We start from the raw sequence: 16,561 nt of genomic DNA on the forward strand, positions 1-16,561 counted from the left end.
CCATGTCACTTAAACTAAACATTCGCCTGAGCGTGCTGCTGCTGCTGCTGCTGCTGCTGGGCCTGGGCGGCTACGCCTTTTTCACAATTCGCTACCTCGAAAACGGAGCTCATGGCATCGAGCAGGCCGATTTCGACACGGCCCGCCTCACGGTGCTGGGGTTTGCGGCGGCCGGCACTGTGCTGGGCGTGGCCCTGATGGTGCGCCTGCCGCGCATGGTGGTGCGCCCGCTGCGCCGCCTGCACGGCGACGTGGAGCGGGTGGCCGGCCCCGGCCCCGCCACCCGCGTGGCCGTGGGCCGGCGCGACGAGGTGGGCAGCATTGCCACCGCCGTGAACCGCGTGCTGAGCCAGGCCCAGGCCGAGCGCCGCGTCACGCTGGCCGAGCTGTTCACCGAGCGCAACCGCATGAACAGCCTGGTTAGAAGCCTGGACGAGGGCCTGCTGCTGCTCGACGAGCAGCGCACTATCGTGCTGGCCAACCCCGTGGCCTGCGACCTGCTGGGCCTGCCCCTGGCCGCCCTGTTGGGCCAGTCGGCCGATGCGGCCGCCGCGACCAACGAGCTGCTGCGCGACCTGCTGGCCCCGCTCGACGCGCACAACCTGGCCGGCGATGCCGTGCCCGACCCGGTATTCACGTTTCCGCACAAGGGTAATAGTCCGCACTACCAGCTCAGTATCAGCCCGATTGCGGGGCGCGACGCGACGGGGAGCACGGCCCCGGCCGGCTACATCTTCTGCCTGCGCAACGTGTCGGAGTTTAAAAAGCTGGATGAGATGAAGTCGGCCTTTCTGGCCACGATTTCGCACGAGCTGAAGACGCCGCTGGCCAGCATCAAGCTCAGCCTGATGCTTTTGCAGCACGAGCGCACCTCCGACGCCGAGCGCCAGACCCTGGCCGCCGGCATTGGCGAGGAAACCCAGCGCCTGCTGAGCATGGTGGGCCAGCTCATCGACGTGTCGCGCCTCGACGCGGGAGCGGGCATCATGCTCGACGTGAAACCCCTGCACCTACCCGAAGTGGTGGGCTACGCCACTCGCACGGTGCTGCCCCAGCTGCGCGACAAGCAGCTGCGGCTCGATTTGCAGCTACCCGATGGCCTGCCCCTGGTGCAGGCCGACGTGGAAAAAACCACTTGGGTGCTCATCAACCTGCTTTCGAATGCCATTCGCTACTCGCCGGCGGGCAGCCCGCTGGTGGTGCGGGCGGTGGCCTGGGGCGAAATGGTGCGCGTGAGTGTGGAGGACTGCGGCCCGGGCATCGCACCGGAGTTTCACAAGCGAATTTTTCAGCGGTTCGCGGGCCTGCCGGGGCAGGTGGGCCAGGGCGGCAGCTCGGGGCTGGGGCTGAGCATCGCGCGCGAATTCATCGACGCACAGGGCGGGCAGCTGTGGGTGGAAAGCCGGCCCGATTGTGGCAGCTCTTTCCTGTTTACGCTGCCGCGCGGGTAAGCTGGAATGGGTCGGGGGGGAAGCGAATGCCGGAGCAGCTTTCCGGTTGTTTGCTGCCAAGCCGCGTATTACGGAGCATAGCGGTGGCCGCCGGCCGCCCACTCCCCTCCCCGAAATTCAACTTTATGACTACCCCCACGCCCACTTTCACCGTCGAACGCCTCAGCTTTGCTACCCTCACCGAGCTGCCCCGCTCCTGGCAGCCAGCCGACTACCGCGCCCTGCTCGGGCAACTCAACTTCGACAGCCCCGAAGCCCTGCCCGAGGCCGAGCTGAAGGAAATGTGCCAGATGGCCCTCACCGACCTGGAGCCCCGCGAGGCGGCCGTGGCCGTGCTCACCTACCTCTTTCCGGAGGAGCTGACCGCCGGCCAGATTGAGAACCTGGCCCACCAGATACAGACCGAGCGCCTGTGGGAAGAAAACCCCGAGCTGCCGCTGCACCGGGGCTTCTACCAAGCCACGCAGCTGCTCTACGAGGCGTTCAACGGCTCGTTTCCGAGCGTGAAGGCGGTCGAGTTTCAGGTGAAATGCACGGCGGCCAGCCCGGCCGACCTGGAGGTTTTTGGCACCGATGCGGCCGACCGCGCCACGGCCGCCGCACCGTTGCTGCGCCTGCTGGCCGTGGGCCTGCCCGATAATGCGCTACTCAACCGGCTGTTTTCGGACCATTTGGCGGGCGAGAAGTTCACGGAAGCAGCTTCCATTGTCTGGGAGCTGCGCGCCGTGGAAAAAACGACCGAATCCATCACCTTCGATGTAGTGAGCTCGGCCTACTGGCTCGAGGACTTCAAATACGCCGACGCCTACCCCGCCCCCACCCACGCCGACGCGGCCGGCGAGGAGGCCGAGTAAGCGGCGCGGCCGCCCCGGGCCGGGTGCGACGGGCCAAGGTTTTTTCGCGTATGGGGGCTACCTTGGGCACTGCCCCGGCTTGGCCGGTGCAAACCCGGCAACCCTGGCTCTGCACATGAAACGTTTTTCCCTGCGACGAATACTGGCCTGGGCGGCGGCGCTGCTTTTGCTGCTGGTGCTGGGCGCGGGCGTGGTGGTGTGGCAGCTCGGCGATGGCTTTGCCCGCCGCCTGGTGGCGCGTAAGGTGCGCTCGGCCCTCACCAAAAACTCGGAACTGGTGCTGGCTCCGTTCCGGGTGGAGATGTCGCTCTGGCGTGATTTCCCGCACCTCACGGCTTCCATTCAGCATATTTCCCTCACCGACACCTCTTTTCGGCAGCGGGTGCCGGTGCTGGAGGTGGGCCGGGCCGATTTGCGCCTGGAGCTGCTGAGCCTCTGGCACGGGCAGGCAGAGGTGAGCCGGGCCGTGATAACGGACGTGGATTTTCGCGAGCGGGTCGACTCGCTGGGCCGGGCCTGGGGGCTGCGCGGCAAGCGCGCCAAGGGCGCGGGCCAAACGCCCGCCCTCACCCTAAAGCTCGACGCGCTGGAGGTGAACAACTTTCACTTCAGCACCAAAAACGACTTTCTGCGCAGTGCCTTTGGGGTGGAGGTGCGCCAGGCCCGGCTACGAGCCCGGCTGCGCGGCGGCGTGCTGCGCGTGGCCGGCGAGCTACAGGGCGAGCTGAGCTACTTGCGCACCCGGGCCGGCACCCTGTTCGAGCGCGAGCCGGTGGGCGCGCGGGTGCACTACCGCTACTCGTTTGCCGACCGCCAGGGGTTGCTCTACGGCACCCGCGCCACCCTCAATGGCGACAGCATCCGGGTGGGGGGCACGCACACCCTCGACCCCCGGCACCCCGAAGGCACCCTGATGAACCTGCGCTTCGTGGGCAATCAGCCCCTGGTGAAAGTGCTGCTGGCAGCCCTGCCGCCGCGCTTCGAAACCTACCTGGCCGGCACTACCAGCCCCAGCAAGGCCCACGTGCACTACACCATTACGGGCCTGAGCGGACCCAAAGTAGTGCCCCACAACGTGCTCACCTTCGGGCTGCGCGGGGCCAGCCTGCAATGGCCCGAGCCGGCCCGCCGCATCAACCGCTGGGACTTGCTGGGCACCTACGACAACGGCCCCGAGCACAACCCGCGCTCTACCATTCTCACCCTGAAGCGCTGCCGCATCTACTCGGCCGCCGGGCAGCTCGACGTAGCCCTGAAGCTGCGCAACTTCCGCCGGCCGGTGATTGACGGGCGCTTGCGGGGCCAGGCCACCCTACCCGAGCTGGCCGCCCTGCTGCCCTCGGCGCAGTGGCGGGCCCGCAGCGGCGCGGCCGACGTAGACGTGCAGGTGCGGGGCCAGCTGCCGCCGCGCCGGGGCCGGCCGTTTCAGGGCCCGCTGCCCCCGCCGCTGTCGTTGCGGGGCACGCTCACGCTGCACCAGGCGTCTCTTTTGCTGCCCGCCCGGGGTGCCGACCTGAGCGAGGTGAACGTGCAGATTGGCCTGCGCGACAGCGTGTGGCAACTGAACAATGCCTCCGGCGTGCTTAATCGCATGCGCTTCCGGGCGGCGGCTACTACCCACAACCTGCTGGGCTACCTCAACGGCCTGCACCCCACGGTGCGCATCAGCGGGCAGTTTGCCGTGGATGAGCTGCGCCTGCACGAGCTGCGCGAGCTGCTGAAGCCCCGCCCGCGCCTGACTGCCACAGCCATGCCGTTTGCCGGGGCCGGGGCCGCTGCCCGGCGGGGCGCGCGCGACCGCAGCCGGCGCGCCCGCCCGCCCCGCGACAAGGGCCGCCTGGCTGCCACCCTGGCACGCGAGCTGATTCCGGCGGGTATGCTGCTCGATGTGCAGCTGCAATGCCAACGCCTGCTGCTGGCCAGCGACACCCTCACGAACCTGGCCGTGACCGTGCACCACGACGGCCACCAGGTGCAGCTGCAAAACATGGCGGGCCGCATGTGGGGCGGGCAGGTGCGCGGCGAGCTGCAATGGCCCACCGACTCGGCCAACCGCGTGGCCCCCGTGCGGTACCACCTGGCCGTCCACTTTCCGCAGCTCACCTACGAGCAGCTGCTCGAACGCCTGAACCGCCCACTGCTGGCTGCCAATCAGCCAATCGGCAGTGCGCTTCCGCGTCGTTCGGCCAGCGCTAAAACTTCCGCGACTTCCGCCAAAGCCCCCGCCCTGCGCGACCTGCTGCTCGAAGCCAACGGCTTCCTCAAGCTCAACATCGACCTGGTGAACCTGCCCGAGGGCGAAACCATGCGCCAGGTGAGCGTGCAGCTCGAAAAATACGGCGAGCTGGTGTACATGCCCTACCTGCGCTTTCTTACCCCCGAGGGCGGGCACGGCGAGGCGTCGGGCACGGCCCGCTTCCGGGGCCTGCGCCTGCGCCAGGCCGATGCCGACGTGACCCTCCGCTACGCTACCCTCGACGTGCAGCGCCTGCTCGGGCTCATTGCCAGCCTCACCACGGCCGCGCCCGACTCGGTGCCCACGGCCCGCACCCTGGCCCGGGCCGAGCGCAAGGCCGAACGCAAGGCCGAGCGGCAGCAGCTGCCCGGCAACCCCTCCCTGCTGGCCAGCGGCGTGCTCACGGCCGTGCTGCGCGTGGAGGCCGACCAGGTGAACTACGGGGCGCTGGGCGGTAGCCGGTTCCGGCTGGTATCGCACCTGCGCAACGGCGAGGCCCGGCTCGATAACTGCTCGGTTGATGCCCTACAGGGCCATTTGAGCCTGAGCGGCTACATGCGCAGCCCCGCCAACCGCGCCCGGCACCCCACGCAGCTACAGGTGCGCCTACAGGATATTCAACTGCCGGCTTTGTTTGGCACGATGGCCGATATGGGCCTGGGCGTGCTGGGGGCCGACAACGTGCTGGGCTCACTGCGCGGCGTGGCCGTCCTGCGCACCGACTTGGGCCGCAGCTTCCTGCCCAGCCTGGCCAACACGGCCGGCTACCTCAAAACCGACATCCGCGACCTGGAGCTGGTGAACGTGGAGGCCCTGGTGCAGGCGCTCAAAATCCTCAAGAGCGAGCGCACCGGCCACCTGTATTTCGAGCCCGTGCAGGGGGAGTTCGTATTGGCCGAAGGCCAGGTGCTCATCCCCGAGCTGCGCCTGAACAGCAACCTGAGCAACTTGGAGGTGAGCGGCCATTACGGCCTGAGCGGGGCCACCAACCTCTTCATCGGTTTGCAGCCGATGAAGGCGCTGTTCGGCAACAACGACAAGCGCATCGAGCGCATCCAGAACGGCGAGCCCATGACCAAGGCCGACGCCAAAGGCAAGGACAAGCTCACCTACGTGAGCCTGCGCCGCACCGCGCCCGGCGAGAAATTCCAGGTTCGCCTGTTTCAGCGCGACGAGCGGCGCGAAGCCCAGGTCCGTCTGCTGGCGCAATACCGTGCCTACCTGCTCACCCAGCGCCTCGATACCACGGTACGAATGGTACGGTGAGAAGTGGGGAGCGTAGAGCGGGAATGAAAAGAACGTCATGCTCATCTGGCGTCCGCGCAGCCGAAGCATCTCGCGTGCGGCAGTAATTTAATCGTGAAGGCAGTATTGATTACTGCCCCCTCGCGAGATGCCTCGGCTCCGCTCGGCATGACGTTCCTTTGTCGCCGTCAATTCATCAACCCACTCACCCACCCTATGCCCCGCTCCTTCGTTCTTGCTGCCGCGCTTGCGCTGGTGCTGCCCGCCGCCGCCCAGGCCCAGCCGCGCGCTCAGGATTCGGCCGCCGTGCGCCAGAATTACGTGAAGCTCGACCGCCGCATCAGCATGCGCGACGGCGTGCAGCTCTACACCGTTATCTACGTGCCGCGCGATGCCGCGCCGGCCACGGCCTACCCTATTCTGATGACGCGCACGCCGTATTCGGCCGGGCCGTATGGCGAAAACCACTACCGGGGCAACGGCCCGGGACCGAGCCGGGAGCTGTCGGACGAGAAGTATATTTTCGTGTACCAGGACGTGCGCGGGCGCTATCTGAGTGAAGGCCAGTTTGAGGAAATGACGCCAGACCTACAGGGATTCAAAGCCATTGGCAACCGTCCACCACTCCACGACGAAAGCACCGACACCTTCGACACCATTGAGTGGCTGCTGAAGAACCTGCCCAACAACAACGGCCGCGTGGGCATGATGGGCATTAGCTACCCCGGTTTCTACGCTTCGGCGGCGCTGCCCAACGCCCACCCGGCCCTAAAAGCCGTGTCGCCCCAGGCCCCGGTTACGGATGAGTTTATGGGCGACGATGCCCGGCACAAGGGCGCGTTTTTCCTGCTCGACAACTTCGAGTTCACCAACTACTTCGATGTGCCCCGGCCCAAGCCGGTGGCTAATTATGAGCCCCTGTTCAAGTTCGAAACCAAGGACGCCTATAAATTCTACCTTGCCCTTGGCCCCATCAAAAACGCCAACGGACCCAAGTACTTCAACAACCGGGCGCGCATTTGGAACGAGTATCAGCAGCACGAAACCTACGATGCCTACTGGCAAGCTTGTAACATTCGCCCAGCCCTTACCGGCGTGAAACCGGCCGTGCTGGTAGTAGGCGGCTGGTTCGATGCCGAGGATTTATACGGCGCGCTGAACACCTACCAGGCCATCGAGAAGCAGAACCCCGGCATCAGCAACCGCCTCGTGATGGGTCCCTGGACCCACGGGGCCTGGGCCCGCGCCGACTGGAGCAAGTTTGGCCCCCTCAGCTTCGGCGCGAACACCGCCGAATATTATCGCCAGAACCTGGAAACGCCATTTTTCAACTTCTACCTGAAAGACAAAGGCAGCTTTAATGCCGCTGAAGCCACCGTTTTCAACACCGGCACCAACGAGTGGAAAACCTACCCGGCCTGGCCGCCCGCGCCAGCGGAGGCGCGCACGCTGTACTTACAGTCCGGGAAAGGCTTGGACTTCAAAGCACCCGCCGTCGCTAGCAAACCCACCGAATACATCAGCGACCCGGCCAACCCGGTGCCCTACACCAACGGCATCCACGGCGAGCGCAACAACGAGTACGTGATGGAGGACCAGCGCTTCGCCGCCAAGCGCGCTGATGTACTCACCTTCCGGGGCGAGCCGCTGGCCCAGGCCCTCACCGTGGCTGGCCCGCTCACGGCCGACCTGTGGGTGAGCACCTCCGGCACCGATGCCGACTTCATCGTCAAGGTCATCGACGAGCAGCCCGACGGCACCCAGCGCCTGGTGCGCGCCGAGGTGATGCGCGGCCGCTTCCGCAATAGCTTCTCGAAGCCCGAGGCCTTTACGCCCAACCAGCCCACCGAAGTGAAATACGAGCTGCCCGACGTGCTCCACACCTTCGCCGCCGGCCACCGGCTGATGGTGCAGGTGCAAAGCACCTGGTTCCCGCTCGTGGACCGCAATCCCCAAACCTTCGTGCCCATCGCCACGGCCGACGCCAAGGATTTTCAGAAAGCCACCATCAAGGTGTACCACGACGCCGGGCATCCGTCGGCCGTGCGGGTAGCCCTGCTGCCGTAGGGTGGGTTGGTGAGTTAGCTTGGCACAGGAACGTCATGCCGACCGTAGCCAAGGCATGACGGTCCTGTGCCACGAGTATATCAATCGTATGGGGAAATAATTAGTGGTGGCACGCGAGATGCCTCGGCTGCGCTCGGCATGACGGTTTTTATTCTATTTCACTCCCTCCCACCCTCACAAATACACCCGAAACGTCGTGCCCTGGCCAATTTCGCTTTCCACCTCGACCCGGCCGCCGTTGCCCTGTACGATGCGGTTGACGAGATACAGGCCCACGCCGGTTCCCTCAATGTGGGTGTGGAAGCGTCGAAAGAGCTGAAACAGCTCATCCTGATGCCGGTGCACATCAAAGCCCAGGCCGTTGTCTTCCACCAGCAGCAGGGGCGCGCCGGCTTCTTTCCAGAGCGATAGGTGAATGCGGCCGGGCCGGGCCGGGTCGGCGTATTTCAGGGAGTTGCCAATCAGGTTGAGCAGGATGGTGCGCAGGTTGGCGCGCGAATAGCTAACGGTGGGCGCGGCGGCGAAATCGGTGGTGACACGGGCGCGGGCAGCCAGCACCTGGGGTTGCAGGGCTTGCAGCACTTCCTGGGTCAGCTCGGCCAGGTCTACGGTTTCGGTGGGCGCGGAGCCAGCCTGCTGCACCTGGCCCACGGCCGCCAGGTCGTCGACGGTGGTACCGAGCTGGTGCAGGGAATCGTCAATCATGGGCAGCAGCAGCTCGCCCTCGGCGGGGTCGGCGAAGGCCACGGTGCGGCGCAGCTCGTCGAGCAGGCCCAGCAGGTTGTTGATGGGCTGCTTGAGGTCGTGGCTGGCCGCGTACACGAAGTTGTCGAGGTCGGCGTTGGTGCGGGTGAGGCGGCGGTTGCTGAGGTCGAGGGCCGCGTTGGCGGCCAACAGGTGTTCGTTGGAATCGGCCACCTGCTGGCGGCCGAGCACCTGGGTGGTGGTATCGACCACGAAGGCCAGCAGGCTGCGCGGCTGGCTGGGGGCGGCGGGCAGCAGCTGGTAGGTAAAATCGAGATAGCGCCGCTCGGGCTGGCCGGTGGCCGGGTCGTATAGCAGAGTCAGCATTTCGACCCCCATAAATGTCTCGCCGGTGGCAAAGGTCCCATCGAGCAATTCGATAAAGCCCTGGCTCACCACTTCCGGCAGGGCCTCGGCTACGGTGCGGCCCACCTGCGCGCGCCCACCCACCAAAGCCTGGTAGCGGGCGTTGAAAAACGCGAACCGATGCTCCGGTCCTTCGAGCGTGGCCACGGCGGCAGGCACCTGCTCCAGAATATGCCGAAGCGCCTGCTGCTGCTGGCGCAGGTGCTCGCGCTGCTGCTCGGTTTCGGCCAAGGCGTTGGTAAGCTCCAGGGTGCGCTGCGACACGCGCAGCTCCAGCTGAGTATTCAGCTCGCGCACGGCCATCTGGGCATGAAACAGACTATCGTTGTTAGCCCGCACTTCTTCATTAGCCGCTTGCAGCTTTTCGTTGGCGGCAGCCAGCTCTTCGTTCAGGATGTTGGTCTGGCGCTCTTTGGCTTCTATCTGCTGGCGGGTCAACACCTGCTCGGTTACCTCGGTAGCCACGTCGACCACGCCCCGCACCCGGCCCTGCTCATCAAATAGCGGCTGGTATACGAAGTTGTAGTAAGTGGTTTGCATAGCTCCATCGCGCCACATCTGGGCCGGAGCCTCAGTACCGGCATACGCCTCGCCGGAGGCCATTACCTCCGCAATCAGGGTATCGAAGCCCTGGCCGCGCAGTTCGGGCAGGGCCTCCAGCAGCGGGCGGTGCAGCACTTCGGCCAGCGGCCGGCCCCAAAGGGCGGCCATGCGCTCGTTGGCCACCAGAATACGCCGTTCGGGGCCCTCAAACACGGCCATGGCCACGGGGGCCTGGTCGAGCATTGCCCGCAGGTTGGCGCGTTCGCGTTCGGTGGCGGCGCGGGCGTCCTGCTCGCGGGCCTGGCTTTCGCGCAGGGCCACTTCCATGGGTGTGCGCGGCTCGTCGTTCGAATCGGTGAAGCACACCAGCAGGCCCGCGCCAACCCGGCGGGCGGCCAGGCGGTAGTAGCCATCGAAGCCATCGAGCTGGTAGCTAAACTCGCGCCGGCCGGGCTCGTTGCGCTCATACACGGCGCGGTAAAAATCGAGAATGCCCAGGGCCTGGGTGCCGGGGGCCACCTCCAGGTAGGTTCGGCCGGGCCGGGCCGGCAGCTGCATCATGCGTTGAGCCGCCTCGCTCAGCAGCTCAAGCCGAAAGTCGATGATGGTTTCATCGGCCCCGTGCACGGGTCTTAACAGCAACAGCGCGCTGAGCGCGGTTGCAAAAAGGCCGGCCAACAGGTCTTCGGCCGGGAAAGCTTCCAGAATATCGGCCGGGAAAGGGAGCGGGATGGCGGCAGGTTCTGACATTTAGTAGTGAGTTATAAGTAATCAGTAGCTAAAATCCGCACAACAGGCTGACTGTCAAAATCACCAAGCCTCACTACTGGTTACTCCCTTCTGAATACCTACCCAGCAAAGGCAAAGCTGCCCCTAAACTACGGTGTTGGCTGTTGTCGCGGGCAACTTTCGGCGCGGGGCTGCCAACCCAACCCCCGCGCCGCGCCTCCCGGCGGTGGTGCCATCGGCAAAATCAGTTCAAGTAAATGAGTAGGGGTCAGGTGGAGCATCAGGTTAGGCCAGGACCCTTGCAAACGCAACCGTCTCTACCTGATTCCCCCATGCCGGGCTTGCTGAAGGGGCTTCTGCCTCAGATTTCACCCCCGCTGCTTGCGGTGCCAGCAAACCCAGATGCGGAAGCAGTCACTGCGAAAATTTATTGGCATTAAACGGCCTCTGGAGGCGGGAAATGCAGTTGTAAATTCTGGCTCGTAAGGGCTTGCCCGCCACCTGGCAGTTCCGTTTCGAACGGAATAACGCTTACCTTGGAGGGCTTGTTTCTGCCGGTTTTTCTGGTTTATCTTATCGTACATGCGCTTTTATTCATTGGTTTTCTGGCTGTTATGCCTGAGCCTGTTGGCCGCACCGCGCCCCGGGCACGCGCAAACGCCAGCCCCCAGGCCCGTCGCGACAGTTTCAAAAGACTCGGTCCGGGCCCTGGGCCTGAGCAATGAAACGGGCCAGCTCAAACGCCTGGACTCGCTGCGTCGCCAGAACACAACCCAAGTGGCCCAGCTTCAGCTGGAGCTGCAGACGCTGAAGAATGTCCCGAACCGCGCGCGTGAGCGCGAGCTGCTCACCCAGCTGCAGGCGCTGCGCATCGTGGATTCGATGCGGCGGGTGCGGGCCCGGGTCTACATCGACTCGCTCAGGCAATTTGCCAAGGGCTACCCGGTGGTGGCGCACGCCGATACGCTGTTCTACGTGTACACCCGGTTCGGGCCATTTCGGCCGCAGGAGCGGGCGGCGCTCACGGCCAGCAAAATCCTGGATTTGGAGAAACAGGCGTTCTTCCGGCCCGACTCGCTCTCGCTCGTGCCTTCGGAGCAAACCGTGGACTTGATGTACGCCGACCGCGTGCTGCAAAGCGTGAGCGACAACGACGCGCTGTGGCAGCACGTGAGCAAGGACTCGCTGGCTCGCCAGCACCGGCACGCGATTATCCGGGCCGTTACGGCCTACCAGCAGGCCAACAGCGTGAAAACCTACCTGCGCCAGGCTGCCCTCACGCTGCTGGTGCTGCTGGTGTTCTACTTCGTTATCCGGTACGTGAACAAGCTCTTTGGCTGGGTGCGGGGCAAGCTGGTGGCCCGCAAGGGTACCTGGTTTACCGGCATGAAAATGGGCACCTACGAGTTTTTCAACGCCGACTGGCAGCTCAACGCTGTGCTGCTGCTGCTCACGCTGCTGCAATGGACCGTGATTTTGCTCACCGTGTACCTGGTGCTGCCCATCGTGTTCAGCATTTTCCCCGGCACCCAGGGCATTGCCGATATGCTGGTGGGCTTCGTGCTGAACCCCCTGCGCAAGATTCTGCATTCCATCTGGAACTACTTGCCCAACCTGTTCACCATCGTCGTTATCGTCATGGTGTTCCGCTACTTACTCAAGTTTATCTATTCGCTGAAGGAGGGCGTCCGGCAGGGCACGCTCACCATTGATGGGTTTTACCCCGACTGGGCCAACCCCACCTACCAGATTGTGCGGGTACTGGTGTTTGCTTTCGCGTTGGTGGTAATATTTCCCTACCTGCCGGGGTCCGATTCGCCCATTTTCCAGGGGGTTTCGGTGTTTCTGGGCTTTTTGCTCACGTTTGGCTCGGCCGGCTCCCTCTCGAATATCGTGGCCGGGCTGGTGCTCACCTACATGCGGGCCTTCAAGCTGGGCGACCGGGTGAAAATCGGCGACGTCACCGGCGACATCATCGAGCGCAGCCTGCTCGTGACGCGGGTGCGCACCATCAAAAACGAGGAAATCACCATTCCCAACTCTTCGGTGATGAGCTCGCACACCACCAACTACAGCACGGCCGCCCCCACGCGGGGCCTGATTCTGCACACCACCGTCACCATTGGCTACGACGTGCCCTGGAAGCAGGTGCACGCCCTGCTGCTGGCCGCCGCCGCCCAGGTGGAGGAGCTGCTGCCCGACCCGGCCCCCTTCGTACTACAAACCAGCCTCGACGACTTCTATGTGAGCTACCAGCTCAACGCCTATACCCGCGCCGCCGGGGCGCAGGCTGGCATCTACTCACGCATTCACCAGCACATTCAGGATAATTTCAACGAGGCGGGCCTAGAGATTATGTCGCCCCACTACCGCGCCAACCGCGACGGCAACATGGTCACCATCCCGGCCAGCTACCTGCCCGCCGACTACGTAATACCAAGCTTCCGGGTGGAGCAGCCGCCCACCAACGGCCAGCCCACCAACGACCCAGCCACCCACTAACCATGAAGCAGCTGCTCCTATCAGCCCTAGCCCTGGCCCTGCTGCCGGGCTACCGCCCAAACAGCCCCGGCCGATACCACCGTCACCATCTACGGTTACGTGGACGGCTACTTCGGGCTGGATTTTCCGGCCCCGGCCGATACGCGCCGGCCGGGCTTTATTTACGCTCACAATCGCCAGAATGAGTTCACAGTGAACCAGGCGCTGGTGGGGGCGCGCTACGACGATGGCCGCGTGCGCGGCGCGCTGGGCCTGCAGGCCGGCACCTACCCCGAGGCCAACTACGTGGCCGAGCCGGCCGTGCTGCAACACATTTACGAAGCCTACGCCGGCTTCCGACCCTTCACCAAAGCCTGGCTCGACGTAGGCGTGTTCGGCTCGCACATCGGCTATGAGTCGGCTATTTCGAAAAATAACTGGACGCTCACCCATTCGCTGGCTGCCGAAGGCTCGCCCTATTACGAGGCCGGCGCACGCTTCACCTACGAAGCAAGCACCAAATGGACGCTGACCGCGCTGGCCCTGAATGGCTGGCAGAACATCCGCGAAAATAATCGGAGCAAGGCCCTGGGTACGCAGGTGCAGTGGCGGCCCTCGGCCCGCTGGCTCCTCAATTCCAGTACCTTTTATGGCAACGAGCAACCCACCGATTCGGTGCGCCGCCGGCGCTACTTCCACGATTTTTACCTGACCTACGCGGCCAACACACGCCTCTCGGTGCTGGCCCTGTTCGACATCGGCACCCAGCAGGCCCGCCGCACGGCCTTCGGCAACGATACCTGGCACACCGGGGCGCTGGTATTGCGCTACCGCCTGGGCGCACGACCCGGCGGCCCTTTCACGGCGGCGCTGCGCGGCGAATACTATTACGCTAAAAATGGGGTAGTCGTGCGCGACGCCGGCCCATTGGCCAGCGCCCCCGATTACTTCGTGCGCGGCGGCTCACTCAATTTCGACTATGCACCCAGTCGTCGCTTGCTGGTGCGCCTCGAAGGCAAGGTACTGAACGCGCGTAATCCGCTGTTTACCAACACTGCCCGTACCTACGGCAACCTGACGGGCACCATCGCGCTGTCGCTGTAGCAGCGTTGCCATAGCCGGCGACCTGGCCACTGCAGCGCAGGTACCGCTTCGCAATGGCCAACCCCAAGCCGCTGGCATCGCTGGTAGCGCTGGGCTGCCAGCGGGGAGGGCAGTTGCCGGACGCTAAGAACACGGCCATGGTGGCCGGGACAGCCAATGCGGATGCAAATCTGAGCGGTACCCTTCCCATCGCGGCGTTTGAATGGACACCGCCGTTCCCGCCCTCCGGGTCCTGCCCCGGCATCATCGGTACTGATATCCCTCTTGGAATGCAACGAACTATGAGGGGCTCCTTCGTTAACGCTTACTTGTAGCCGGCCAGCCAGCCGCCGGATGCCTAAACGCCCCCGCCGCTAGTACAGCAACGGGGGCGTTTAGGCATCCGGCGGCGGATGGCCGGCTATTGCTTCAGCTCGTCGCCGATAACGGCCACGGCTTCGGCCAAGGCGGCATCCTTGCGCAGGGGCTTGAGGAAGCGGGCAGTGCGGCGGGTAGCCGTCGAGTCGGTAGCCGGGCGAATATCGGCGGGCAGGGCGGCCACCTCCAGGCCAGCCAGGGCATTTTGAGCGGCGGCTTGCTGCTTGTTCAGGGCGCGCAGCTGCTGCTGCTGCGTGCGGTAGGCAGCCAGGTTCAGGCTCAGGTTGGTGAGCTTGCGCTGCTCGGTGGCGCGCTGGGCGGCCTCAGTGATGAGGCGGAAGCCGGAGCTGGCCGCCACGCGGGCGGCGCTGGCGGTACGTAGCGCGTCGAGGCGGGCGGGCAGCGTGTTGGTAGGCTGGTAGCTGGCCGGCGCAATCTCGTCCCAGGGCAGCGGGTATTCCGATTCCTGCTCACCCTTGGCGTAGGAGCTCAACGCATCGGGCAGGGCAATGTCGGGCACCACGCCCTTAAACTGGGTCGAGCCCCCATTCACCCGGTAAAACTTCTGAATGGTGAGCTTGAGCGAGCCCAGCGGCTTGATGGCCGCCACTTCGGGCGAGTTCACGGCGTTGTCGAGGTCGAGCACCTGTTGCACGGTGCCCTTGCCGTAGGTGGTGCTGCCAATGATAATGGCGCGGCGGTAGTCCTGCATGGCAGCGGCCAGAATCTCGGAAGCCGAGGCGCTGTACTTGTTCACGAGCACCACCAGCGGGCCGCCGTACTGCACGGTTGGGTCGTAGTCGGCCAGGGGCTTGGCGGGGTTGCGGGTGTCCTTCACCTGCACAATAGGGCCGGTGGGCACGAAGAGGCCGCCCATCTTCACGGCATCGCCGAGCGAGCCGCCACCGTTGTAGCGCAGGTCGAGCACCACGCCGGCCACGTTTTCCTTCGAGAGCTTGGCCAGCTCCTTCTGCACGTCTTCAGCCGAGCTGCGGCCACCCTTGCCGCTGAAATCGGCGTAGAAGCTGGGCAGGCGCAGGTAGCCGTAGGTGCGGCCGGCCTGTTTGATGAGGGCCGACTGGGCGTAGGTTTCCTCAATCACGACCACGTCGCGGATGATGGGGATGACCTGCGTGGCCCCGTCGGGCTTGCGCACCGTGAGGCGCACCTCCGTGCCCTTGGGCCCGCGAATCAGCTTCACGGCTTTGTCGAAGCGCATGCCTTCCACGCTCACGGGCTCGGCCGCGCCCTGGGCCACGCGCAGAATCACGTCGCCTACCTTCAGCTCGCCCTGCCGGAACGAAGCCGAGCCGGGCACGATGTCGGTGACCTTGAGGTGGCCTTCGTCCTCCTGCAGCTGCGCGCCGGTGCCCTCGAGGCGGCCGGTCATGGTGATGTCGAAGTTTTCGCGGGTAATGGGCGCGAAGTAGTCGGTGTGGGGGTCGTAGGTATTCGCGATGACGTTGGCGAAAGCCGCGAGGCGGTCGTTAGCATCGTTTTGCAGCAAGTCGGCGAAGGCGTCGTCGTAGTATTTCAGCACGCGCTTGCGAGCCTCGGCTTCGAGCTGGGCGGGGGTGCGGGCGGCCGTCGTGGTGGTGGTAGGCGAAGCACCCACTTTATTGGCCGCCAGGGGCTTGTCCTTCTTCTTAGCCTCGTCGTCCATCAGCTCCGAGAGGCGGGCCATGGTCTGGTACTTCAGCATTTTGCGCCACTGCTCGCGCTGCTCGGCGGCATTGGCAGCATAAGTAGCCTTGGTGGGGTCGGTTTCCCAGGTTTCGGCCACCGTGAAGTCGAAGGGCTTGGCCAGCACCTCGCGGTAGAGGGTTTGCAGCTCCAGCGTGCGCTTGCCGATGAGTTGGCTGGCAACATCCAGAAACTCGTGGGAGCCGCCGCGCAGCTCGTCGTCAATCTGAGTTTTAAACTGGCCGAGCTGGGCCACTTCCGGGGCCAGCAGAAACTGCTTGTTGCCGTCGACGCGCTTCAGGTACAGGTCGAATACGCGCTGCGAAAATTGGTCGTCGAGCTTCTCGGGCTGGTAGTGCAGCTTTTCGAGGCCCGTAAGCATGATGCCCAGCACCACCTGGTCGCGCGACGGGGTGCCCTGGTACACGGAATAAGAAGCCAGCCCCAGCAGGGCCAGCACGGAAGTGGAATATAATCCCAGCTTAAATCGGGGGAAAGCCATATGCAACGGGTAATGAGAGGAGTGGCAAGGTAGCACCGGCGCGGTCGGCCGGGAACACTGGTATCAGCTGCTTAACCAGAATCGCACCAGTAATTGCTCCCATAGTCGGAAAAAAGATGCCGAAGGTTGCGAAACCGGTTTGCAGCCGAGGGGCAGCCCGATGAAGATAATCTTCAGCGAACGTCATGCCGAGCATAGC

At 64.7% G+C, this 16,561-nt stretch carries 8 protein-coding genes; 6 read left to right on the plus strand and 2 right to left on the minus strand.

Features of this window, described 5'->3' with window-relative positions; all coding sequences use genetic code 11:
- Positions 1-2: 2 nt before the first annotated feature.
- The 4 genes from ABIB44_RS05155 to ABIB44_RS05170 all read left to right on the plus strand — a co-directional run bounded on the left by ABIB44_RS05155 (position 3) and on the right by ABIB44_RS05170 (position 7,853).
- Positions 3-1,451, plus strand: a complete 1,449-nt coding sequence (locus ABIB44_RS05155; protein ID WP_354583546.1) for a sensor histidine kinase — start codon at positions 3-5, stop codon at positions 1,449-1,451.
- A gap of 125 nt (positions 1,452-1,576) precedes the next feature.
- On the plus strand, positions 1,577-2,305 hold the full coding sequence (locus ABIB44_RS05160) for a hypothetical protein (RefSeq protein WP_354583547.1): 729 nt from the start codon (positions 1,577-1,579) through the stop codon (positions 2,303-2,305).
- 115 nt (positions 2,306-2,420) lie between these two features.
- Positions 2,421-5,807 carry an AsmA-like C-terminal region-containing protein gene (locus ABIB44_RS05165; RefSeq protein WP_354583548.1) on the plus strand — a complete coding sequence of 1,129 codons (3,387 nt, stop codon included), beginning with the start codon at positions 2,421-2,423 and terminating at the stop codon, positions 5,805-5,807.
- Between the two features lie 195 nt (positions 5,808-6,002).
- Positions 6,003-7,853, plus strand: coding sequence for a CocE/NonD family hydrolase (locus ABIB44_RS05170; RefSeq protein WP_354583549.1), 1,851 nt, complete (start codon positions 6,003-6,005; stop codon positions 7,851-7,853).
- A 174-nt stretch (positions 7,854-8,027) separates the two neighbouring features.
- Here ABIB44_RS05170 and ABIB44_RS05175 read toward each other — a convergent pair whose 3' ends face one another.
- Positions 8,028-10,256 carry a PAS domain-containing protein gene (locus ABIB44_RS05175; RefSeq protein WP_354583550.1) on the minus strand — a complete coding sequence of 743 codons (2,229 nt, stop codon included), beginning with the start codon at positions 10,254-10,256 and terminating at the stop codon, positions 8,028-8,030.
- A gap of 561 nt (positions 10,257-10,817) precedes the next feature.
- Between ABIB44_RS05175 and ABIB44_RS05180 the strand changes: the two genes are divergently transcribed.
- Together ABIB44_RS05180 and ABIB44_RS05185 are read left to right on the plus strand one after the other, a co-directional pair.
- Entirely contained in the window at positions 10,818-12,737 is a 1,920-nt protein-coding gene (locus ABIB44_RS05180; protein WP_354583551.1) for a mechanosensitive ion channel family protein, read from the plus strand.
- Positions 12,738-12,824: 87 nt separating this feature from the next.
- On the plus strand, positions 12,825-13,820 hold the full coding sequence (locus ABIB44_RS05185) for a porin (protein WP_354583694.1): 996 nt from the start codon (positions 12,825-12,827) through the stop codon (positions 13,818-13,820).
- A 400-nt stretch (positions 13,821-14,220) separates the two neighbouring features.
- On the opposite strand, the gene ABIB44_RS05190 is transcribed toward ABIB44_RS05185, so the two are convergent.
- On the minus strand, positions 14,221-16,362 hold the full coding sequence (locus ABIB44_RS05190; protein WP_354583552.1) for a carboxy terminal-processing peptidase: 2,142 nt from the start codon (positions 16,360-16,362) through the stop codon (positions 14,221-14,223).
- Positions 16,363-16,561: the final 199 nt, after the last annotated feature.

The sequence above is a fragment of the Hymenobacter sp. UYCo722 genome, from assembly GCF_040547115.1.
Lineage (GTDB): Bacteria > Bacteroidota > Bacteroidia > Cytophagales > Hymenobacteraceae > Hymenobacter.

Excerpts from the sequence above, each read along its gene's own strand:
- ABIB44_RS05155 (WP_354583546.1), top strand. The coding sequence starts at position 3 with ATGTCACTTAAACTAAACATTCGCCTGAGCGTGCTGCTGCTGCTGCTG.
- ABIB44_RS05160 (WP_354583547.1), top strand. The coding sequence starts at position 1,577 with ATGACTACCCCCACGCCCACTTTCACCGTCGAACGCCTCAGCTTTGCT.
- ABIB44_RS05165 (WP_354583548.1), top strand. The coding sequence starts at position 2,421 with ATGAAACGTTTTTCCCTGCGACGAATACTGGCCTGGGCGGCGGCGCTG.
- ABIB44_RS05170 (WP_354583549.1), top strand. The coding sequence starts at position 6,003 with ATGCCCCGCTCCTTCGTTCTTGCTGCCGCGCTTGCGCTGGTGCTGCCC.
- ABIB44_RS05175 (WP_354583550.1), bottom strand. The coding sequence starts at position 10,256 with ATGTCAGAACCTGCCGCCATCCCGCTCCCTTTCCCGGCCGATATTCTG.
- ABIB44_RS05180 (WP_354583551.1), top strand. The coding sequence starts at position 10,818 with ATGCGCTTTTATTCATTGGTTTTCTGGCTGTTATGCCTGAGCCTGTTG.
- ABIB44_RS05190 (WP_354583552.1), bottom strand. The coding sequence starts at position 16,362 with ATGGCTTTCCCCCGATTTAAGCTGGGATTATATTCCACTTCCGTGCTG.